General features: G+C 65.8%; 19 protein-coding genes. 12 read left to right on the plus strand and 7 right to left on the minus strand.

Translation table 11 applies throughout. The features are described 5' to 3' along the window. Positions 1 to 70 precede the first annotated feature (70 nt). From VK92_RS30805 to VK92_RS30820, 4 genes are read right to left on the minus strand one after another with little or no spacing between them, the layout of a single operon-like run. Positions 71 to 577 (minus strand): RDD family protein, encoded by a 507-nt coding sequence (locus VK92_RS30805; protein ID WP_048020484.1) that lies wholly within the window; start codon positions 575 to 577, stop codon positions 71 to 73. Positions 578 to 583: 6 nt separating this feature from the next. After that, complete coding sequence (locus tag VK92_RS30810) at positions 584 to 1,342, minus strand: DUF3106 domain-containing protein (protein ID WP_048020486.1); 759 nt, start codon at positions 1,340 to 1,342, stop codon at positions 584 to 586. 26 nt (positions 1,343 to 1,368) lie between these two features. Further along, positions 1,369 to 1,809 carry a DUF3619 family protein gene (locus VK92_RS30815; RefSeq protein WP_048020487.1) on the minus strand — a complete coding sequence of 147 codons (441 nt, stop codon included), beginning with the start codon at positions 1,807 to 1,809 and terminating at the stop codon, positions 1,369 to 1,371. Continuing rightward, positions 1,806 to 2,369, minus strand: coding sequence for an RNA polymerase sigma factor (locus VK92_RS30820; protein ID WP_048020489.1), 564 nt, complete (start codon positions 2,367 to 2,369; stop codon positions 1,806 to 1,808). The genes VK92_RS30815 and VK92_RS30820 overlap by 4 nt, the downstream gene beginning before the upstream one ends. 355 nt (positions 2,370 to 2,724) lie before the next feature. Between VK92_RS30820 and VK92_RS30825 the strand changes: the two genes are divergently transcribed. From VK92_RS30825 to VK92_RS30850, 6 genes are all read left to right on the plus strand, one after another. Further along, positions 2,725 to 4,488 carry an acetolactate synthase 3 catalytic subunit gene (locus tag VK92_RS30825; protein WP_048020490.1) on the plus strand — a complete coding sequence of 588 codons (1,764 nt, stop codon included), beginning with the start codon at positions 2,725 to 2,727 and terminating at the stop codon, positions 4,486 to 4,488. 111 nt (positions 4,489 to 4,599) lie between these two features. Continuing rightward, on the plus strand, positions 4,600 to 5,091 hold the full coding sequence (gene ilvN / locus VK92_RS30830; protein WP_011352712.1) for an acetolactate synthase small subunit: 492 nt from the start codon (positions 4,600 to 4,602) through the stop codon (positions 5,089 to 5,091). A 104-nt stretch (positions 5,092 to 5,195) separates the two neighbouring features. Further along, entirely contained in the window at positions 5,196 to 6,212 is a 1,017-nt protein-coding gene (ilvC, locus tag VK92_RS30835; protein WP_021162800.1) for a ketol-acid reductoisomerase, read from the plus strand. A gap of 127 nt (positions 6,213 to 6,339) precedes the next feature. Next, positions 6,340 to 6,984 carry a phosphatidylserine decarboxylase gene (locus tag VK92_RS30840; protein WP_027784995.1) on the plus strand — a complete coding sequence of 215 codons (645 nt, stop codon included), beginning with the start codon at positions 6,340 to 6,342 and terminating at the stop codon, positions 6,982 to 6,984. A 15-nt stretch (positions 6,985 to 6,999) separates the two neighbouring features. Then, positions 7,000 to 7,872, plus strand: coding sequence for a CDP-diacylglycerol--serine O-phosphatidyltransferase (gene pssA, locus VK92_RS30845; RefSeq protein ID WP_021162801.1), 873 nt, complete (start codon positions 7,000 to 7,002; stop codon positions 7,870 to 7,872). Between the two features lie 315 nt (positions 7,873 to 8,187). After that, positions 8,188 to 9,732, plus strand: a complete 1,545-nt coding sequence (locus tag VK92_RS30850) for a 2-isopropylmalate synthase (RefSeq protein WP_021162803.1) — start codon at positions 8,188 to 8,190, stop codon at positions 9,730 to 9,732. Between the two features lie 71 nt (positions 9,733 to 9,803). Here the strand turns inward: VK92_RS30850 and VK92_RS30855 are convergent, their stop codons facing one another. From VK92_RS30855 to VK92_RS30865, 3 genes are all read right to left on the minus strand, one after another. Then, complete coding sequence (locus tag VK92_RS30855; protein WP_027786862.1) at positions 9,804 to 11,354, minus strand: SulP family inorganic anion transporter; 1,551 nt, start codon at positions 11,352 to 11,354, stop codon at positions 9,804 to 9,806. A 33-nt stretch (positions 11,355 to 11,387) separates the two neighbouring features. After that, entirely contained in the window at positions 11,388 to 12,029 is a 642-nt protein-coding gene (locus VK92_RS30860) for a carbonic anhydrase (RefSeq protein ID WP_048020493.1), read from the minus strand. A 382-nt stretch (positions 12,030 to 12,411) separates the two neighbouring features. Further along, positions 12,412 to 12,924, minus strand: a complete 513-nt coding sequence (locus tag VK92_RS30865) for a hypothetical protein (RefSeq protein ID WP_048020494.1) — start codon at positions 12,922 to 12,924, stop codon at positions 12,412 to 12,414. Between the two features lie 169 nt (positions 12,925 to 13,093). Between VK92_RS30865 and VK92_RS30870 the strand changes: the two genes are divergently transcribed. The 6 genes from VK92_RS30870 to secG all read left to right on the plus strand — a co-directional run bounded on the left by VK92_RS30870 (position 13,094) and on the right by secG (position 19,725). After that, a complete protein-coding gene (locus VK92_RS30870) occupies positions 13,094 to 14,353 on the plus strand; it encodes a branched-chain amino acid ABC transporter substrate-binding protein (protein WP_048020496.1) in 1,260 nt (419 codons plus the stop codon). Between the two features lie 118 nt (positions 14,354 to 14,471). Continuing rightward, positions 14,472 to 14,741 (plus strand): 30S ribosomal protein S15, encoded by a 270-nt coding sequence (gene rpsO / locus VK92_RS30875; RefSeq protein WP_006398792.1) that lies wholly within the window; start codon positions 14,472 to 14,474, stop codon positions 14,739 to 14,741. A 290-nt stretch (positions 14,742 to 15,031) separates the two neighbouring features. Further along, entirely contained in the window at positions 15,032 to 17,179 is a 2,148-nt protein-coding gene (gene pnp / locus VK92_RS30880) for a polyribonucleotide nucleotidyltransferase (protein ID WP_048020531.1), read from the plus strand. 152 nt (positions 17,180 to 17,331) lie between these two features. Beyond that, positions 17,332 to 18,375: an NAD(P)H-quinone oxidoreductase gene (locus VK92_RS30885; RefSeq protein WP_048020533.1), complete on the plus strand. Its 1,044-nt coding sequence runs from the start codon at positions 17,332 to 17,334 to the stop codon at positions 18,373 to 18,375. 141 nt (positions 18,376 to 18,516) lie between these two features. Next, positions 18,517 to 19,272, plus strand: coding sequence for a triose-phosphate isomerase (tpiA, locus tag VK92_RS30890; RefSeq protein WP_021162811.1), 756 nt, complete (start codon positions 18,517 to 18,519; stop codon positions 19,270 to 19,272). A 72-nt stretch (positions 19,273 to 19,344) separates the two neighbouring features. Further along, on the plus strand, positions 19,345 to 19,725 hold the full coding sequence (gene secG / locus VK92_RS30895; protein WP_042977371.1) for a preprotein translocase subunit SecG: 381 nt from the start codon (positions 19,345 to 19,347) through the stop codon (positions 19,723 to 19,725). Positions 19,726 to 19,829: the final 104 nt, after the last annotated feature.

The following is a 19,829-nucleotide window of genomic DNA, read 5'->3' on the forward strand; positions in this document are numbered from 1 at the left end:
GGGTGGGCGCCTCGGCGACGTGCTTTCGTCTGGTGAATGCGGTGCGTCAGCGCTTCAACGCTTCAACGCATCAGCGCGGAATGGCGACGATGCGCGTGCGTGCGATCCGGTCGTGCGGAAACTGGCGGCCGGCATGCAGCCGGGCCGCGCCGGCCCACACGACGATCCACGCGGCGGTGAGCGCGAGCGTGACGGGTACCGACAGGCCGAGGAGCGGGTGCAGCGCGAGCGGCGGCAGGAACCACAGCCAGCCGAGCGCATAGCGGACGAGCGCGTGGCCCGCGCTCAGCGGCCGGCCGCTCGACGATTCGAGCCGCAGCCGCCATGTCTTCATCGGCAGCGTCTGGCCGCCGTGGGTCCAGAACCAGACGAAGTACGCGCCGACCACGAGCGCGATCCAGGCGGCGAGCAGGTTGTGATGGACGAGGCCGTTGCGCTGCTGCGTCGCGAGGCTGAACGCGAGCCCGGCGAAGAACACCACGCCGAACAGCAGCACGCCTTCGTAGAGCAGCGCGGCGAGACGCCGCCGCACGGACGGCGCGGCGGCCGGGGTTTCGGGGGCGCGGGCGTTCGCCACGGCCGCTCAGGAGCCCTTGAACAGCGAGGGGGCGTCGGCGGGCGACACCGGTGCCACGGCGGCCGGCGCGGATGCGGTGCCGGCCGTCGACGACGCGGGCACCGGCGGCGTGACCGCGGCCGGGACGGGCGCCGGCGCGGTGGCTGCGCCGCTTGCGGCGTGGTCGTGCGAATTGACGAGGCGGCGGACGTCACGGTCGGCGACGGTCGGCGGTGCGCTGACGACGCTCGGCCGGCGGCGGCGCTCGGCGGCCGCGAGACGTTCCTTCTGCTCCTCGGGGAGTTGCTGGTACGCCTTCCAGGCCCGCTCGCGCGCCTGCGCGGACAGCTCCTTCGCACTCTGGTAGTTCTCGCGCGCGACGCGGCGCTGCTCGGGCGTCATCCGCGCCCATTCGGTCATCCGCTCCTGCAGGCGCTTTTGATCATCGGGCGTCAACTTCGCGAAACGCGATGCGATCTTCAGCCATTTGCGCTTGCGCGCGTCGCTGAAGCCGTCCCACTGGTCGGCGAACGGCGCGAGTGCCGCGTGTTGCGCCGGCGTGAGGCGCGCCCAGGACAGCGGGCCGGACGCGGCCGGCAGCGGCAGGGGCAGCGGGGGGAGTTCGGTGGTCAGCCCGGTCGCGGCCGACGCGGGCGCGGCAGGGCTGTTGGCCGCGGCGGTTGACGTCGCGGGGGCCGGGTGGAATCGTGGGTAAGTGGCGACGTAGGAAACGGCGATCGCGATTACGCATCCGAAAAATACGGCCAGGCCGCGCTTCTGACTCACCCGTGCGATCCCCTCGTTATTGTCTGTTAGTGCGCACGCGACAGATACGCGTTGAACCCGTGATCGAGATACGCGTTGAGCGGCAGGTCGTCGCTGAGCATCGCCGCATCGATGTCGGCGAGTTCGGCGGTGCGCTGCATGTCTTCCCAGTAGGCGATGCCGACGAGCCCCGCGAGCAGCAGCGCCAGCGGCCACGCGCGCAGCAGGCGGCGCGCGAACGACGCGTACGGGCGGCCGGCCTGCGGGCGGCTCGCGGGCGTCGTGCCGTACGCACCGGCCGCGCCGGCGAAGGCCGGCACGAACACCGGCACGGTCGCGGCTTCGGGCTTCTTGCGCGCGAGCGCAGCCCGGCGGGCGGCGGCCAGTCGGTCGGTGGTCGCGGCAGGCAGGTCGGCCGCGCGCTCGTCCAGTGCGCGGCGCACCTTCAGCGCGAATTCGTGTTCTCGATTTACGGGAGCGGAGCTCATAGCGTGATTCCTTTGGCCTTGAGCGCGTGCGCCAGCGTGTGGGTGGCTCGTGAGCAGTGCGTCTTCACGCTGCCCTCGGAGCACCCCATTGCGGCGGCAGTCTCGGCGACATCCATATCTTCCCAATAACGCATCAGGAACGCTTCCCGTTGACGCGCCGGAAGTTTCTGGATTTCTTCGTCGATCAGGGCCAGAACCTGCTCTCGTTCGAGGCGGTGCTCGCTGCTCTCGACGCCCACGTTGTCGTTCGCGGATTCGAGTGTTTCGAGCGGGTCGAAGTCGTCGTCGTCGGTGTTGTTCAGCGACGAGAAGAGCGTGACCCACGTGTTGCGGACTTTCTGCCGGCGAAACCAGTCGTGGATCGTGTTCTGCAGGATCCGCTGAAAAAGCAGCGGCAGTTCTGCCGCCGGCCGGTCGCCGTACTTCTCCGCAAGCTTGATCATCGCGTCCTGCACGATGTCGAGCGACGCATCGTCGTCACGCACGGCGTACGCAGCCTGCTTGAACGCGCGCCTTTCGACGCCCGCCAGAAAGTCGGCGAGTTCCTTGTCTGATGCCATTCCGTGAAGGTATGCGCTGCGGACCGCTGCGTGGTGAAAAAGGTCGAAAAATTTCGTAAAACCCGCGGATGCTATCAAATTTTCGTGCCGCTTGGCACCGGGGCGGGCGCCGCACGTTGCGCGCGAGCCGCGGCGGCGGGGTGCCGGACGGCGCCCATGATGCGCTGCGGGATATTTTGCTTGACGACCCATTCGCGACCCGCTATCGTCAGCGATTCGCAACATGAAGTGATGGTCTCATTTGAGGCTGGCCCAAGAAGCCTGCCCTTCAAACTGGACGCGCCGCTTGAACCCGAGCCACAAGCCCGGCAGAGAGCACCCGATCAATTTTTTGCCGAAAATTCGAAAGGTCAAAATGAACATGCCCAGCGCGGAATTCTCCACGTCGGAACCCCTTTCCCCTCCCGATAGCGACTCCATCGGCGGTACCGTGCTCATGAAGGCACTGGCCGATGAAAACGTCGAATTCATCTGGGGCTACCCCGGCGGCTCGGTACTCTACATCTACGACGAGCTTTACAAGCAGGACAAGATTCAGCACGTGCTGGTGCGCCACGAACAGGCGGCCGTGCACGCAGCCGATGCGTATGCGCGTTCCACCGGCAATGTCGGCGTCTGCCTCGTGACGTCGGGCCCCGGTGTCACCAACGCGGTGACCGGCATCGCCACGGCGTACATGGATTCGATCCCGATGGTCGTGATCAGCGGCCAGGTGCCCACGGCAGCGATCGGCCAGGATGCGTTCCAGGAGTGCGACACCGTCGGCATCACGCGTCCGTGCGTGAAGCACAACTTCCTTGTGAAGGACGTGCGCGACCTCGCGGAAACCGTCAAGAGGGCGTTCTACATCGCCCGCACCGGCCGTCCGGGCCCCGTGCTGATCGACATCCCGAAGGACATCTCGAAGACGCCGTGCCAGTACGAGCCCGTCAAGAGCGTGTCGCTGCGTTCGTACAACCCGGTCACGAAGGGCCATTCGGGCCAGATCCGCAAGGCCGTGTCGCTGCTGCTGACGGCGAAGCGTCCGTACATCTACACGGGCGGCGGCATCATCCTCGCCGACGCGTCGCGTGAACTGAACCAGTTCGCGGACCTGCTCGGCTACCCGGTCACGAACACGCTGATGGGCCTCGGCGGCTATCGCGCGTCGGACAAGAAATTCCTCGGCATGCTCGGCATGCACGGCACCTACGAAGCGAACATGGCGATGCAGCACTGCGACGTGCTGATCGCGATCGGTGCCCGCTTCGACGACCGCGTGATCGGCGATCCGGCGCACTTCGCGTCGCGTCCGCGCAAGATCATCCACATCGACATCGACCCGTCGTCGATCTCGAAGCGCGTGAAGGTCGACATCCCGATCGTCGGCGACGTGAAGGAGGTGCTGAAGGAGCTGATCGAGCAGCTGCAGACGGCCGAGCATGGCCCCGACACCGAAGCCCTCGCGCAATGGTGGAAGGATATCGAGGGCTGGCGCTCGAAGGACTGCCTGAAGTACGACCGCGAAAGCGAGATCATCAAGCCGCAGTACGTGGTCGAGAAGGCGTGGGAGCTGACGGACGGCAATGCGTTCGTGTGCTCGGACGTCGGCCAGCACCAGATGTGGGCGGCGCAGTTCTACCGTTTCAACAAGCCGCGTCGCTGGATCAACTCCGGCGGCCTCGGCACGATGGGCTTCGGCCTGCCGGCAGCGATGGGCGTCAAGATGGCGCACCCGGACGACGACGTGCTGTGCATCACGGGCGAAGGCTCGATCCAGATGTGCATCCAGGAGCTGTCGACCTGCCTGCAGTACGACACGCCCGTGAAGATCATTTCGCTGAACAACCGCTATCTCGGCATGGTTCGCCAGTGGCAGCAGATCGAATACAGCAAGCGCTATTCGCATTCGTACATGGATGCGCTGCCTGACTTCGTGAAGCTCGCCGAAGCGTACGGCCATGTCGGCTTGCGGATCGAAAAGACCTCGGATGTGGAGCCGGCGCTGAAGGAAGCGCTGCGCCTGAAGGACCGCACCGTGTTTCTCGACTTCCAGACCGATCCGACCGAAAACGTCTGGCCGATGGTACAGGCCGGCAAGGGCATCACCGAGATGCTGCTCGGATCGGAAGACCTGTAACGGCGCGACGCGCGCCTGGGCCGAAGCGGCCGCCTTCACGAAAGGCGGTGCGGCACGCGGCGGCGCGCGGCGCGAGTGAATCGACACGGACACATTCTGGAAGAAGCGAACATGAGACACATCATTTCCGTCCTGCTGGAGAACGAACCGGGCGCGCTGTCGCGCGTGGTCGGTCTGTTTTCCGCACGCGGCTACAACATCGAAACCTTGACGGTGGCGCCGACCGAAGACCAATCGCTGTCGCGGCTCACCATCGTTTCCATTGGCTCCGACGACGTGATCGAACAGATCACGAAGCATCTGAACCGCCTGATCGAGGTGGTGAAAGTGGTGGACCTGACCGACGGTGCACACATCGAACGCGAGCTGATGCTGATCAAGGTACGTGCAGTGGGCAAGGAGCGCGAAGAAATGAAGCGGATGGCGGACATTTTCCGCGGCCGCATCATCGACGTGACCGAAAAGACCTACACGATCGAATTGACGGGCGCGAGCGACAAGCTCGACGCATTCATCCAGGGGCTGGACGCGGGCGCGATCCTCGAGACCGTGCGCACCGGCAGCTCCGGCATCGGACGCGGCGAGCGCATCCTGAAGGTGTGATGCCGACATTGCCAAAGTGGCACGCCGGGTGCGCCGTCATGTCCCGGCCCGCAGTACTCCATCCGAACGAATTGTTGAATTTTTGAATTAGCGAAGGAACCATCATGAACGTTTTCTACGACAAAGACGCTGACCTCTCCCTCATCAAGGGCAAGCAAGTCACGATCATCGGCTACGGCTCGCAAGGCCATGCACACGCGCTGAACCTGAAGGACAGCGGTGTCAACGTGACGGTCGGCCTGCGCAAGGGCGGCGCGTCGTGGAGCAAGGCCGAGAACGCAGGCCTGTCGGTCAAGGAAGTCGCGGAAGCGGTGAAGGGCGCCGACGTCGTGATGATGCTGCTGCCGGACGAGCAGATCGCCGACGTGTACGCGAAGGAAGTGCACGAGAACATCAAGCAGGGCTCGGCGCTGGCATTCGCGCACGGCTTCAACGTCCACTACGGCGCGGTGATCCCGCGCGCCGACCTCGACGTGATCATGATCGCGCCGAAGGCACCGGGCCACACCGTGCGCGGCACGTACTCGCAAGGTGGCGGCGTGCCGCACCTGATCGCGGTTGCGCAGAACAAGTCGGGCGCGGCACGCGACATCGCGCTGTCGTACGCTGCGGCGAACGGCGGCGGCCGTGCCGGCATCATCGAGACGAACTTCCGTGAAGAAACCGAAACCGACCTGTTCGGCGAGCAGGCCGTGCTGTGCGGCGGTACCGTCGAGCTGATCAAGGCCGGTTTCGAAACGCTGGTCGAGGCAGGTTACGCGCCGGAAATGGCGTACTTCGAGTGCCTGCACGAACTGAAGCTGATCGTCGACCTGATCTACGAAGGCGGCATCGCGAACATGAACTACTCGATCTCGAACAACGCCGAGTACGGCGAGTACGTGACGGGCCCGCGCATCGTCACGGAAGAGACGAAGAAGGCGATGAAGCAGTGCCTGACCGACATCCAGACCGGCGAGTACGCGAAGAGCTTCATCCTCGAGAACAAGGCAGGCGCACCGACGCTGCAGTCGCGCCGTCGCCTGACGGCCGAGCACCAGATCGAGCAGGTCGGTGCGAAGCTGCGCGCGATGATGCCGTGGATCGCGAAGAACAAGCTCGTCGACCAGACGAAGAACTAAGCACCGCGTGCTGTTCCGGCCCCTCGAATAGAGGGCCGGTACCAAAAAGCCGCCCGAAGGCAGCAGTGCCCCGGGCGGCTTTTGTTATGCTACGGGCTTTGCAATTCACCGAACACAGAACGAATCCATGAACTATCCTCATCCGATCATCGCGCGCGAAGGCTGGCCGTTCATCGCGATTGCTGCCGTCATCGCGCTGTTGATCCACGCCGTCGGGGGCTTCGGCTTCGCGTGGCCGTTCTGGCTGCTGCTCGCTTTCGTCGTCCAGTTCTTCCGTGATCCGCAGCGCCCGATCCCGGCGCAGCCGAACGCGGTGCTGTGCCCGGCGGACGGCCGCATCGTCGCGGTCGAGACCGCGCAGGACCCGTACGCGAACCGCGAAGCGCTGAAGATCAGCGTGTTCATGAATGTCTTCAACGTCCATTCGCAGCGTTCGCCGGTCGATGGCGCGATCTCGAAGGTCGAGTACTTCCCGGGTGCGTTCCTGAACGCGGCGATCGACAAGGCGTCCACCGAGAACGAGCGTAACGCGGTCGTGATCCAGACGGCGAGCGGCAAGACCGTGACCGCCGTGCAGATCGCCGGCCTCGTCGCACGCCGGATTCTCTGCTACGTGCGCGCCGGCGAGCCGCTGTCGCGCGGCCAGCGCTACGGTTTCATCCGCTTCGGTTCGCGCGTCGACGTGTACCTGCCGCTCGGCAGCCGCGCGAAGGTGTCGATCGGCGAGAAGGTCTACGCGTCGTCGACGATCCTCGCCGAGCTCGAGCAGTAAGCGGCGAGGCGCACGATGGCCGCATTCAAACCGCGTCGGCCGCGCAACGGCGCCGGCCAGACGCCACGCCCGTTCCGCCGCAACAAGGGGATGGCCGCCGATCCGGTGCCTATCGAGAGCCGCCGCGCCGCGCGCCAGCGGTTCCTGAAGACGCGCGGCATCTACCTGCTGCCGAACGCGTTCACGACCGCCGCGCTGTTCTGCGGCTTCTTCGCGGTCGTGCAGGCGATGAACGTGCGCTTCGAGATCGCCGCAATCGCGATTTTCGTGGCGATGGTGCTCGACGGGATGGACGGGCGCGTCGCGCGCATGACGCATACGCAGAGCGCGTTCGGCGAGCAGTTCGACAGCCTGTCGGACATGGTGTCGTTCGGTGTCGCGCCCGCGCTCGTGATGTACGAGTGGGTGCTGAAGGATCTCGGCCGCTGGGGCTGGCTCGCCGCGTTCGTCTACTGCTCGGGCGCCGCGCTGCGCCTCGCGCGCTTCAACACGAACATCGGCGTCGTCGACAAGCGTTTCTTCCAGGGGCTGCCGAGCCCGGCCGCCGCCGCGCTGATCGCGGGCTTCGTGTGGCTCGCGACCGACAACCGCGTGCCGATGAAGCTCGGCTGGCTGCCGTGGGTCGCATTCGTGCTGACGATCTATGCGGGCGTGACGATGGTGTCGAACGCGCCGTTCTACAGCGGCAAGGCGCTCGACGTGCGGCACCGCGTGCCGTTCGCGGCGATCCTGCTGGTCGTCGTCGCGTTCGTGCTCGTGTCGTCCGACCCGCCGCTGATGCTGTTCTGCCTGTTCGTGCTGTACGGGCTGTCCGGCTACGTGTTCTGGGCCTACATGGCCGTGCGCGGGCGGGCAAACCCCGCGCGCTCGTCGCAGCGCGATCACTGACGCGCGTTTTTGCCCGGAAACGGCGGCCTCGGGGCCGCCGTTTTCATTGGCCCCTTTTTCCAGTCGGGCCGCGTCGGTTCCCGGGTGCCGTCCGATTGCGCACCCAACGGAATGTCGCTATAGTCTTCGGCATGACTGCATTTCCCCGCCTCTCCCTCCTTCTAGCCGGTGCGCCGCTACGCGCGCCAGCTTCGGCGTGCCTGCCGCGCTGACCGTTCTCGCCCTCCGTCAAGCCTCGTCTGTTGTTGAGCGTCGCCAACGGTGGCGCGATCTCGTTACGTTTGACTTCCGTATAAAGCCCCCTGGAGCCTCCCCATGACAGACAAGCTGATCATTTTCGATACGACGTTGCGTGACGGCGAACAATCGCCCGGCGCGTCGATGACGAAGGAAGAGAAAATCCGCATCGCGAAGCATCTCGAGCGGATGAAGGTCGACGTGATCGAGGCTGGCTTCGCGGCCAGCTCGAACGGCGACTTCGACGCGATCCACACGATCGCCGGTCTCGTGAAGGACAGCACGATCTGCTCGCTGGCGCGGGCCAACGACAAGGACATCCAGCGTGCGGCCGACGCGCTGAAGCCGGCCAACAGCTCGCGGATCCACACGTTCATCGCGACGTCGCCGCTGCACATGGAGAAGAAGCTGCGCATGACGCCGGACCAGGTGTTCGAGCAGGCGCGTCTCGCAGTGCGGTTCGCACGCAAGTTCACCGACAACGTCGAATTCTCGCCGGAAGACGGCAGCCGCTCGGACCTCGACTTCCTGTGCCGCGTGCTGGAAGCCGTGATCGCCGAAGGGGCGACGACCATCAACATCGCCGACACGGTCGGCTACGGCGTGCCCGAGCTCTACGGCAACCTCGTGAAGACGCTGCGCGAACGCATTCCGAACTCGGACAAGGCGATCTTCTCCGTGCATTGCCACAACGACCTCGGGATGGCGGTGGCGAACTCGCTCGCCGGCGTGAAGATCGGCGGCGCGCGCCAGATCGAGTGCACGATCAACGGTCTCGGCGAGCGCGCGGGCAACACGTCGCTCGAGGAAATCGTGATGGCCGTGAAGACCCGCAAGGACTACTTCGGCCTCGACGTCGGCATCGACACGACGCAGATCGTGCCGACGTCGAAGCTCGTGTCGCAGATCACCGGTTTCGTCGTGCAGCCGAACAAGGCGGTGGTCGGCGCGAATGCGTTCGCGCACGCGTCGGGCATCCACCAGGACGGCGTGCTGAAGGCGCGCGACACCTACGAGATCATGCGCGCGGAAGACGTGGGCTGGACCGCGAACAAGATCGTGCTCGGCAAGCTGTCGGGCCGTAACGCGTTCAAGCAGCGCCTGCAGGAGCTCGGCGTGTCGCTCGACAGCGAAAGCGAACTGAACGCGGCGTTCATGCGCTTCAAGGATCTGGCCGATCGCAAGGCCGAGATCTTCGACGAGGACATCATCGCGATCGTGTCCGAGGAATCGGCGCTCGCACACGAGCAGGAGCACTTCAAGTTCGTGTCGCTGTCGCAGCACTCGGAAACGGGCGAGCAGCCGCACGCGAAGGTCGTGTTCGGGGTCGAAGGCAAGGAAGTGACCGGCGAGGCGCGCGGCAACGGCCCGGTCGACGCGACGTTCAATGCGATCGAGAGCGAAGTCGGCAGCGGGTCCGAACTGCTGCTGTACTCGGTGAACGCGATCACGACCGGTACGCAGGCGCAGGGTGAAGTGACTGTCCGGCTGTCGAAGAGCGGGCGGATCGTCAACGGCGTCGGCACCGATCCGGACATCGTCGCCGCATCCGCGAAGGCGTACATCTCCGCGCTGAACAAGCTGCATTCGAAGGACGACAAGCTCAATCCGCAGCGCTCGTAAGCGCTGCGCGTCGCGCATCACCGAAACGCCCCGTGCGGCCCTGCGCCGCCGGGGCGTTTTTCATGCGCCGCTCATTCGGCGGCCGGCGCACGGAACAGCCAGCGGCGCGCGGCCGTGCGCGGCACCGGGCTGCGGCGCCGGAACTCGACGGCGATGCCGCGTCGCGGCGCATCGGCGACGAACGCGTCGAGCAGTTCGAGCACGTCGTGATCGATGTAATCGGCGCGCGTCGCGTCGATGATCACCGCGGCCCGGTCGGGGATGTGCCGCAGATGATGCTTGACCTGCACCTTGCCGAGAAACGACACGTCCTTGCGGAACGACAGCAGGAAGTGGTCGTCGTGCTGCGCGAGCGTCACGGGGCTTTTCAGGTTCGCGACGGCGACGGCCAGCACGCTGCACGCGAGGCCGAGCGCGATGCCGAACAGCAGGTCGACCGCGAGCACGCCGGCGATCGTCGCGGCGAACGGCACGAAGGCGGCCGGCCCCTGTTTCATCACCGAGCGGAACAGCGCCGGTTTCGCCAGCTTGAAGCCGGTATGGATCAGGATCGCGGCCAGGCTCGCGAGCGGGATCAGGTTGATCAGGCCGGTGAGCGCGAACACGCTCGCGAGCAGCAGCATCCCGTGCACGATCGCCGACATCCGGCTTTGCGCGCCCGCGTTGACGTTCACCGAACTGCGCACGATCACCGACGTGATCGGCAGCCCGCCGACCGCGCCCGCGACGAGATTGCCGACGCCCTGGGCCTTGAGTTCGCGATCGGGCTGGGTCGGCCGGCGCTTCGGATCGATCTGCTCGACGGCTTCGAGGCTCAGCAGCGTCTCGAGGCTCGCGACGACCGCTAGCGTGATCGCGACGCGCCACACGTCCGGATTGACGAGCTGCGCGAAGTTGGGGCCGAGCTCCGCATGCTTGAGCGACGCCGCAAAGGCCGCGAACGAGCCGAGTTCGGGCAGCGTCACGCGATGGGCGGCGCCCGGCGCGACCGACGGTGCGACGATGCTCAGCACGAGCGTGGCGCCGATACCCAGCACGACGACCGCAAGCGGAGCCGGCACCGAGCGCACCAGCGCGAAGCGGCGCAGCGCGGACGTGTCCCACGCGATCAGCAGCGCGAGCGACGCAAGCGCGATGGCCGTGGCGGCCCACGCGACCGGCAGGCCGGGCCAGTTCGCAAACGATTGCGCGGCCGAACCGCCGATACCGAACGCGAACGGAATCTGCTTCACGATCAGCAGCAGGCCGATCGCGGCGAGCATGCCCTTGATGACGGGTGACGGAACGTAGGCGGCGAACCGGCCGGCGCGCAGCATGCCGAACCCGAACTGCAGGACGCCGGACAGCAGCACCGCGAGCAGGAACGCGGAGAAGCTGCCGAGTTGTGCGATACCTTCGACGACGATCACGACGAGGCCGGCGGCCGGCCCGCTGACGGACAGCGACGAGCCGCTCAGCAGCGCGACGACGATGCCGCCGACGATGCCGGATACGAGCCCGGCAAACGGTTCGACGCCGGATGCGTTGGCGATGCCGAGACACAGCGGCAGCGCGACGAGGAACACGACGACGCCGGCGACGATGTCGCGCGGCAGGGTGGACAGGCGCTGGTTCAGTTTCATGGTCGGGATGATTTCATTGGCTTTGGGGGCAGGTCAGCCGAGCGCGCAGGCTGCGACGGCCTGCGCGGGTTCGACGTCGACGGGCGGGGTGGTGTAGCCGGAATCGAGTTCCTTCAGGCGGCCGTCCGCGAGCGAAAAGATCCAGCCGTGCACGAGCGGTGGCCGTTCGCGGCCCCGCACGATCGGGGACGCGCGCAGCAGCCGTACCTGCTCGAGCACGTTGAGCTCGGCGAGGCGGTCGGCGGCGGCCGTGTCGTCGAGCCCGTCCAGCGTGTCACGATGGCGTCGCGCGAGCGCGCACAGCGGCGCGATGCGGCGTGCGACGTGCGGCAGGTCGGACGGCGGCGGCAGCAGCGACGCGCGTACGCCGCCGCATCCGTAGTGCCCGCACACGATCACGTGGTCGACCTGCAGCACGCGCACCGCGTACTCGAGCACGCTGGCGGAATTGTCGTCGTCGGGATGGAACAGGTTCGCGATGTTGCGATGGACGAACAGCTCGCCGGGCGCGCAGTGCGTGATGGTTTCGGCCGGCACGCGGCTGTCGGCGCAGCCGATCCACAGCACGCGCGGGTTCTGGCCGCGCGCGAGCGCGTCGAAGAAACCGGGCGTGTGTTCACGCGTTTCGCGGGCCCAGGCGATGTTGGCAACCAGCATGCTCTTGGGGCGATTCATGAGGACTCCTTTGAGATAAAGGCAATCGAATATCGGCAAAAATGACGAAATGGCATGCTTTCTAAATTGAAAGGTTGAGTTTCGACTGATATTAGGGGTATGCCCTAGCGCTTCGGGGGTGTTGAAACAAATTGTTTCAAATTGATTTGGCGTAGTGCATTGCATGCACCAATCCACCGCATGATATGCACTGCGCGTGCCTGTTTTCAGGCAAAGGCCCGCATGACGGGGATGTCAGCGAATTGCCATCGGCATGTCATCGATCGGAAAGGATTTCCGTCGCATTTGCCGAATTAATAAGCCGGCGGAAAAAAGGAAATGGCCATTCACGCAATGATTCGTGAATGGCCATCGAGAAAATTGCGCGTAAATGCGTAATCGGTCAGAACAGGTTGCGGCGGTCGGGGTCGTGCAACGGGTCGGGTGTTTTCTGCGTGATGCGCAGGATGCCCTGCGGGTCGAAGTAGAAGCTGTACATCATGTACCAGACGTTGTCCTCGAGATACCGGTACGTCCATACCTCGCGCTTCATCAGCGGGAAGTAGGACGTCTCGACGGGGCGTCCGAAGTTGACGAGGACGTCGGTCTTCGTCCACTTGCCGATCTCCGCGCGATAGAACTCGCTCGGCTGCAGGACCTGGCGCACGTTGACGATCTTGTGGGTCGCGTCGACGTCGGCCGCGACGGTGATCTCGCCCATCGGCTGGGTCGGCCACATCAGGCGCTTGCCGCCGCCGGGCAGGTCGTAGATCTCGCGCGGCGGGCCCATGCGTGCGACGATCGCCGACTCGTCCTGGCCGGCCTGGTATTGCTGCCACGGTTGCGCGCAACCGGTCAGCAGCGCGGCGGCGCTGGCGAGCAGCACCGGCAGGCGCGCGGAAATGCGAATGCGCATGGGGATTCTCCTGAACACGGAAACAAGTCCCGTTTTATCACGGACGGCAACCGATCGCGCATCGCGCGGAAAAAATCGGTGCGGATCGCCTGCATAGTCACGCTTGCGGGCGGCGGGGGCGCCGGCCTATGATCCGCGCTTCTCGGGCTGATTGAAGGGCAGGTGGCCGATGCAGGGGTGGAAGCGGTGCGCGCTCGCGTTGAGCGCGGGGTGGATGCTGGTGTCGTCCGCATTTGCCGGCGGCGAGCCGGTGCGGATCGCGCTGATCGAAGGGATGTCGGGCCCGTTCGCGAACGCGGGCGCGGCGGTCGAGCGCAACCTGCGCTTCGGCGTCGAGCAGGTGAACGCGGCGGGCGGCGTGAAGCTGCGCGACGGTGCGCACCCGCTCGAACTCGTCGTGCTCGACAGCAAGGGCAGCCCCGAGGAGGCGCTCGTGCAGCTGCGCGCGGCCGCGGATCGCCACATCGGCTTCGTCACGCAGGGCAACAGCTCGGCCGTCGCGGCCGCGCTCGTCGCGGCGCTCGACAAGCTGAACGCGCGCGATCCGGACAACCGGATGCTGTTCCTCAACTATTCGGCCGACGATCCGGCGCTGACCGGCGCGCGCTGCAGTTTCTGGCATTTCCGCTTCGATGCGCACGCCGGCATGCGGATGGCCGCACTCGCGGACGTGATGGCACGCGACCGCGCGCTGCGCAAGGTCTACCTGCTGAACCAGGACTACAGTTTCGGCCACGACGTCAGCGCGCTCGCACGGCAGGCGCTGGCCGCGCGGCGCCCGGACGTGACGATCGCCGGCGACGAGTTCCACCCGATCGGCCGGATCAAGGATTTCTCGCCGTACATCGCGAAGATCCGCGCGAGCGGCGCCGACGCCGTCGTGACCGGCAACTGGGGCAACGACCTCACGCTGCTCGTGAAGGCGGCGCGGGAGCAGGGGCTGAATGCGAAGTTCTACACGTTCTACGGCAACAGCCTCGGTGCGCCGGCAGCCCTCGGCGACGCCGGTGTCGGGCGGGTCGTCGCCGTGGCGGACTGGCACCCGAACGCAGGCGGCGCGAAATCCGACGCGTTCTACCGGGCGTTCCGGAACCGTTTTCCGGCCGCCCAGGACGACTATCCGGTGCGGCGCATGAGCCTGATGATCGAGATGCTGGCCGCCGCGATGAACCGTGCGGGGTCGGCCGACCCCGTCGCGGTCGCGCGTGCGCTCGAGGGGCTGTCGTTCGACGACGGCTTCCACGCATCGAGGATGCGCGCGCAGGACCATCAGTTGATCCAGCCCCTTTACGTGATGGAGATGGACAAGGCCGGCACGCCGGGCGTGCGCTTCGACAACGAGGGGTCGGGTTATGGCTTCCGGACGGTGCTCGCGGTGCCGGCGCAGCGCACGGAGATGCCGTCCGCCTGCTCGATGACGCGCCCGTGACAGGGGGCGGTAAGAACGGCGTGGAGTTGTGCTACAATGCCCGCCGGTTGTAAGTCACGGCACGGCCATTCTTCCGTGTCCGCCTGTTCAGTTAGAAAGTAGAAACCAAGGAAATCTCATGTCTGTTGCAGATATCAAGAAGTCGGAAGTCGTTGCTCAGTTCGCCCGCGGTACGAACGACACGGGGTCGCCCGAAGTCCAGGTCGCACTGCTGACCGCACGTATCGTCGAACTGACGGGTCACTTCAAGACCCATGCGAAGGACCACCACAGCCGCCGCGGCCTGCTGCGCATGGTGAGCCGCCGCCGCAAGCTGCTCGACTACCTCAAGGGCAAGGATGCCGACCGTTACCGCGCACTGATCGAGAAGCTGGGTCTGCGTAAGTAATCGAGGCGATTGCCGCCAGCAAGATGCCTGTGTCAGTCCGCTGATACAGGCATTTTGTTTTTGCGCGGTGCGTAGCGTCACACGCATCGCAGGCTGTCCGGCACGACTGTGCGGGGCCGCCGCAACGACTGATACCGGGGCAGGATTTGTGTCATTCCAGCGCGTCGCTGCATGAGTGCCGCGCTGGAATGGCATAAAAAACACACCTTGCTCCGGGTGATTCGGTCGGGACGCCGCCGCGCGGGATGGCCGGCGCGGCGAATGAAATGCATGAATTCAAAGGAGCAACCATGTCCATGTTCAACAAGGTCGTGAAGGAATTCCAGTGGGGCCAGCACAAGGTGCGCCTCGAAACCGGTGAAGTCGCTCGCCAGGCAAGCGGCGCCGTGATCGTCGACGTCGAAGACACCGTCGTGCTGGCAACCGTCGTCGGCGCGAAGTCGGCGAAGCCGGGCCAGGACTTCTTCCCGCTGACCGTCGACTACCTCGAGAAGACCTACTCGGCCGGCAAGATCCCGGGCGGCTTCTTCCGTCGCGAAGGCCGTCCGTCGGAGCACGAGACGCTGACGTCGCGCCTGATCGACCGTCCGCTGCGCCCGCTGTTCCCGGAAGGCTTCTACAACGAAGTCCAGGTCGTGATCCACGTGCTGTCCGTGAACCCGGAAATCCCGGCGGACATCCCCGCGCTGATCGGCGCATCGGCTGCGCTCGCCGTGTCGGGCCTGCCGTTCAACGGCCCGGTCGGTGCCGCGCGCGTTGCCTACATCGACAACGCATACGTGCTGAACCCGACGCGTGACCAGATCAAGGCATCGAGCCTCGACCTCGTCGTCGCGGGTACGGAGCGTGCGGTGCTGATGGTCGAATCGGAAGCCGACCAGCTGTCGGAAGACGTGATGCTGGGCGCCGTGGTGTTCGGCCACGAGCAGATGCAAGTCGCGATCGACGCGATCCACGAACTGGTGCGCGAAGGCGGCAAGCCCGAGTGGGACTGGCAGCCGGCGCCGAAGAACGAAGCGCTGATCGCCCGCGTGACCGAGCTGGCACAGAACGACCTGCTCGCCGCTTACCAGCTGCGCGACAAGCAAGCGCGTTCGACGAAGCTGAAGGAAGTTTACGCAGCGACCTCGGCGAAGCTCGAGGAAGACGCACAGGCAGCCGGTACGGCAGCGGCCGACAAGGCCACCGTCGGCAACGTGCTGTTCGACATCGAAGCGAAGATCGTCCGTTCGCAGATCCTGAACGGCGAGCCGCGTATCGACGGCCGCGACACGCGCACCGTGCGCCCGATCGAGATCCGTACCGGCGTGCTGCCGCGTACCCACGGCTCGGCGCTGTTCACGCGCGGCGAAACGCAGGCGCTGGTCGTCGCGACGCTCGGCACGAAGGGTGACGAGCAGATCATCGACGCGCTCGAAGGCGAATACCGCGAGCGCTTCATGCTCCACTACAACATGCCCCCGTTCGCGACCGGCGAAACGGGCCGCGTCGGCTCGCCGAAGCGTCGCGAAATCGGCCACGGCCGCCTCGCGAAGCGCGCGCTGGTGAAGTGCCTGCCGAGCGCCGACGAGTTCGGCTACTCGATCCGCGTCGTGTCGGAAATCACCGAATCGAACGGTTCGTCGTCGATGGCATCGGTGTGCGGCGGCTGCCTCGCGCTGATGGACGCCGGCGTGCCGATGAAGGCGCACGTCGCGGGTATCGCGATGGGCCTGATCCTCGAAGGCAACAAGTTCGCGGTGCTGACCGACATCCTTGGCGACGAAGATCACCTCGGCGACATGGACTTCAAGGTAGCCGGCACGGAGCAGGGTGTGACAGCGCTGCAGATGGACATCAAGATCCAGGGCATCACGAAGGAAATCATGCAGGTCGCGCTCGCGCAGGCGAAGGAAGGCCGCATGCACATCCTCGGCAAGATGACGTCGGCGGTTTCGGGTGCGAACACGCAGCTGTCGGAATTCGCGCCGCGCATGATCACGATCAAGATCAACCCGGAAAAGATCCGCGACGTGATCGGCAAGGGCGGTTCGGTGATCCGCGCGCTGACGGAAGAAACGGGCACGACCATCGACATCTCGGACGACGGCGTCGTGACCATCGCGAGCACGAACAGCGACGGCATGGCCGAAGCGAAGAAGCGCATCGAGCAAATCACGGCCGAGATCGAAGTCGGTCAGGTGTACGAAGGCACGGTTCTGAAGCTGCTCGATTTCGGCGCGATCGTGAACCTGCTGCCGGGCAAGGATGGCCTGCTGCACATCTCGGAAATCGTCAACGAGCGTGTGAAGGACATCAACGACTACCTGAAGGAAGGCCAGCAAGTGAAGGTCAAGGTCATCCAGACGGACGAAAAGGGTCGCGTGCGCCTGTCGGCGAAGGCGCTGCTGAATGAAGCAGCGGCAGCGGCGCAGTCGGATACGCCGCCGCAGCAGTAAGCGGGCAGGCGGACCAACGGCCGGCAGTGCGAAAGCGTGCCGGCCGTTTTTTCTGTAGCATCGTTGTGCGGCGCAGCAGCGCCGGCTACGCGTCCGAGCCGCGCGCGGGCGCGCCATCCGATTCCGATCCTGATCCCGGAGCGACCATCACCATGAAAGCCATCGAAATCACCGAATTCGGCGCCCCCGACGTGCTGAAGCTCGCGGAGCGTCCGCGCCCCGAACCGAAGCGCGGCGAAGTGCTGATCAAGGTGGCGGCTTCCGGCGTGAACCGGCCCGACGTGTTTCAGCGCAAGGGTGCGTATGCGCCGCCGCCGGGCGCGTCGGATCTGCCGGGCCTCGAGGTCGCGGGTGAGATCGTCGGCGGCGATTTGTCCGACGCGGCGCTGAACCCGTTCGGCCTGAAGCTGGGCGATCGTGTGTGTGCGCTGCTCGCGGGCGGTGGTTATGCCGAGTATGCGGTCGCGCCGCTGCCGCAATGCCTGCCGGTACCCGACGGGCTTACGGATATCGAGGCCGCGTCGCTGCCCGAAACGTTCTTCACCGTATGGAGCAACGTGTTCGACCGTGCGCAGCTCGGCGCGGGCGAGGGCGGCGAGCAGGAGACGCTGCTCGTGCAGGGCGGCTCGAGCGGCATCGGCGTGACGGCGATCCAGATCGCGCATGCGCTCGGCTTTCGCGTGTTCGCGACGGCCGGTACCGCCGACAAGTGCCGCGCGTGCGAGGTGCTCGGCGCCGAACGCGCGATCAACTACAAGACGGAAGACTTCGTCGAGGTCGTGAAGTCGCTGACGCACGATCGCGGCGTCGACGTGATCCTCGACATGGTGGCGGGCTCGTACGTGCCGCGCGAACTGTCCGCACTCGCGGATGGCGGCCGTCTCGTGCTGATCGCGCTGCTCGGCGGCGCGAAGGCCGACATCAACCTCGGCGAGATCCTGCGTCGCCGGCTGACGATCACGGGCTCGACGCTGCGCCCGCGTCCGGTCGAGTTCAAGGCGCGGATCGCCGCGCAACTGAAGGCGCGCGTGTGGCCGCTGATTGCCGATGGCCGCATCAAGCCGGTGATCTATCGTGTATTGCCGGCCGCGGATGCCGCGCAGGCGCATGCGCTGATGGAAAGCAGCGAGCACACCGGCAAGATCGTCCTGGATTGGGGGGGGCGAACGCCTGACGGCCCGTGTGGCCGGGCTTGACATACGCGGTTTGACCGGTTCAAGCCGTGCGCAGTAAAATCGCGGGTTTGCTTCGCCAGATCAAACCTGACGGCCGGTTTCCGGCGCGTCAATGGCACGTAAATGGCACGTTAATGACCAAGCGGTGACGAGACAGACACGATGTCGAAACAGAGAACTAAGCGTGTGATCGGCAACTGGAAGATGCACGGCCGGCTGGCCGGCAACCAGGCGTTGCTGAACGAAGTGGTGCAGGGTGCGGGCGCGGTGGCGGCCGAAACGTCGGTCGGCGTGTGCGTGCCGTTCCCGTATCTCGCGCAGGTTCAGGCGCAGCTCGACGGCGGCCGTGTCGCTTGGGGTGCGCAGGACGTGTCGGCGCACGAGCAGGGCGCGTTCACCGGCGAAGTGGCGGCCGCGATGGTCGCGGAGTTCGGCGCACGTTATGCGATCGTCGGTCATTCGGAGCGTCGCGCGTATCACGGCGAGCGCAACGAGACGGTCGCAGCGAAGACGCAGCGCGCGCTCGCGGCGGGGCTCACGCCGGTCGTGTGCGTCGGCGAGACGCTCGACGAGCGCGAGTCGGGTGCGACCGAGCAGGTGGTCGGTGCGCAGCTCGACGCGGTGCTGGCCGTGCTGACGGCCGACGAGGCTGCGCGCATCGTCGTCGCGTACGAGCCGGTCTGGGCGATCGGCACGGGCAAGAGCGCGACGTCGGCGCAGGCACAGGACGTGCATGCGTTCCTGCGTGGGCGTCTCGCGGCAAAGGGTGCGGCGGACGTGTCCGTGCTGTACGGCGGCAGCGTGAAGCCGGACAACGCGGAAGAGTTGTTCGCGCAGCCGGACATCGACGGTGGCCTGATCGGCGGCGCGTCGCTGAAGGCGGAAGATTTCCTGGCGATCTGCCGGGCCGCGCGATAAGCGGTCCGGGATCGAATTGAACCATGAGGGCGGCCGGTCGTTCCGGTCGCCCGATCCAATCGGGTGGGTGTGATGCTGTTATTCAAGACGCTGATTATTGTGGTGCAGGTGCTGTCTGCACTCGGTGTGATTGGTCTCGTGCTGCTGCAGCACGGCAAGGGTGCCGACATGGGCGCTGCGTTCGGCAGCGGCGCGTCGGGCAGCCTGTTCGGTGCCACGGGGTCGGCGAACTTCCTGTCGCGTACCACGGGCATTCTCGCAACGATCTTCTTCGTCGCGACGCTGGCGCTGACGTATCTCGGTTCGTACAAGTCGACGCCGTCGGCCGGTGTGCTCGGCACGGCAGCGACCGCGCCGGCATCGGCACCTGCAGCATCGGCGCCGGCAGTCGCGGCATCCGCCGCCGTTGCGGGTTCGGCTGCGAGCGCGCCGGGCCAGGATGTCCCGAAATAAAAAGTTAAAATTTTTGCGATTGTGCGTTGAACAATTCCGGGACTCAGGTTAGAATTTAATTCTTGAAGCGATTCGCGGGAAACAAGTAGTTACAACCCCGGTTG

The sequence above is a fragment of the Burkholderia sp. LK4 genome (assembly GCF_001043615.1).
Classification (GTDB): domain Bacteria; phylum Pseudomonadota; class Gammaproteobacteria; order Burkholderiales; family Burkholderiaceae; genus Burkholderia; species Burkholderia cepacia.

Excerpts from the sequence above, each read along its gene's own strand:
- VK92_RS30815 (WP_048020487.1), bottom strand. The coding sequence starts at position 1,809 with ATGAGCTCCGCTCCCGTAAATCGAGAACACGAATTCGCGCTGAAGGTG.
- VK92_RS30820 (WP_048020489.1), bottom strand. The coding sequence starts at position 2,369 with ATGGCATCAGACAAGGAACTCGCCGACTTTCTGGCGGGCGTCGAAAGG.
- VK92_RS30825 (WP_048020490.1), top strand. The coding sequence starts at position 2,725 with ATGAACATGCCCAGCGCGGAATTCTCCACGTCGGAACCCCTTTCCCCT.
- ilvN (WP_011352712.1), top strand. The coding sequence starts at position 4,600 with ATGAGACACATCATTTCCGTCCTGCTGGAGAACGAACCGGGCGCGCTG.
- ilvC (WP_021162800.1), top strand. The coding sequence starts at position 5,196 with ATGAACGTTTTCTACGACAAAGACGCTGACCTCTCCCTCATCAAGGGC.
- VK92_RS30840 (WP_027784995.1), top strand. The coding sequence starts at position 6,340 with ATGAACTATCCTCATCCGATCATCGCGCGCGAAGGCTGGCCGTTCATC.
- pssA (WP_021162801.1), top strand. The coding sequence starts at position 7,000 with ATGGCCGCATTCAAACCGCGTCGGCCGCGCAACGGCGCCGGCCAGACG.
- VK92_RS30850 (WP_021162803.1), top strand. The coding sequence starts at position 8,188 with ATGACAGACAAGCTGATCATTTTCGATACGACGTTGCGTGACGGCGAA.
- VK92_RS30855 (WP_027786862.1), bottom strand. The coding sequence starts at position 11,354 with ATGAAACTGAACCAGCGCCTGTCCACCCTGCCGCGCGACATCGTCGCC.
- VK92_RS30860 (WP_048020493.1), bottom strand. The coding sequence starts at position 12,029 with ATGAATCGCCCCAAGAGCATGCTGGTTGCCAACATCGCCTGGGCCCGC.
- VK92_RS30865 (WP_048020494.1), bottom strand. The coding sequence starts at position 12,924 with ATGCGCATTCGCATTTCCGCGCGCCTGCCGGTGCTGCTCGCCAGCGCC.
- VK92_RS30870 (WP_048020496.1), top strand. The coding sequence starts at position 13,094 with ATGCAGGGGTGGAAGCGGTGCGCGCTCGCGTTGAGCGCGGGGTGGATG.
- rpsO (WP_006398792.1), top strand. The coding sequence starts at position 14,472 with ATGTCTGTTGCAGATATCAAGAAGTCGGAAGTCGTTGCTCAGTTCGCC.
- pnp (WP_048020531.1), top strand. The coding sequence starts at position 15,032 with ATGTCCATGTTCAACAAGGTCGTGAAGGAATTCCAGTGGGGCCAGCAC.
- VK92_RS30885 (WP_048020533.1), top strand. The coding sequence starts at position 17,332 with ATGAAAGCCATCGAAATCACCGAATTCGGCGCCCCCGACGTGCTGAAG.
- tpiA (WP_021162811.1), top strand. The coding sequence starts at position 18,517 with ATGTCGAAACAGAGAACTAAGCGTGTGATCGGCAACTGGAAGATGCAC.
- secG (WP_042977371.1), top strand. The coding sequence starts at position 19,345 with ATGCTGTTATTCAAGACGCTGATTATTGTGGTGCAGGTGCTGTCTGCA.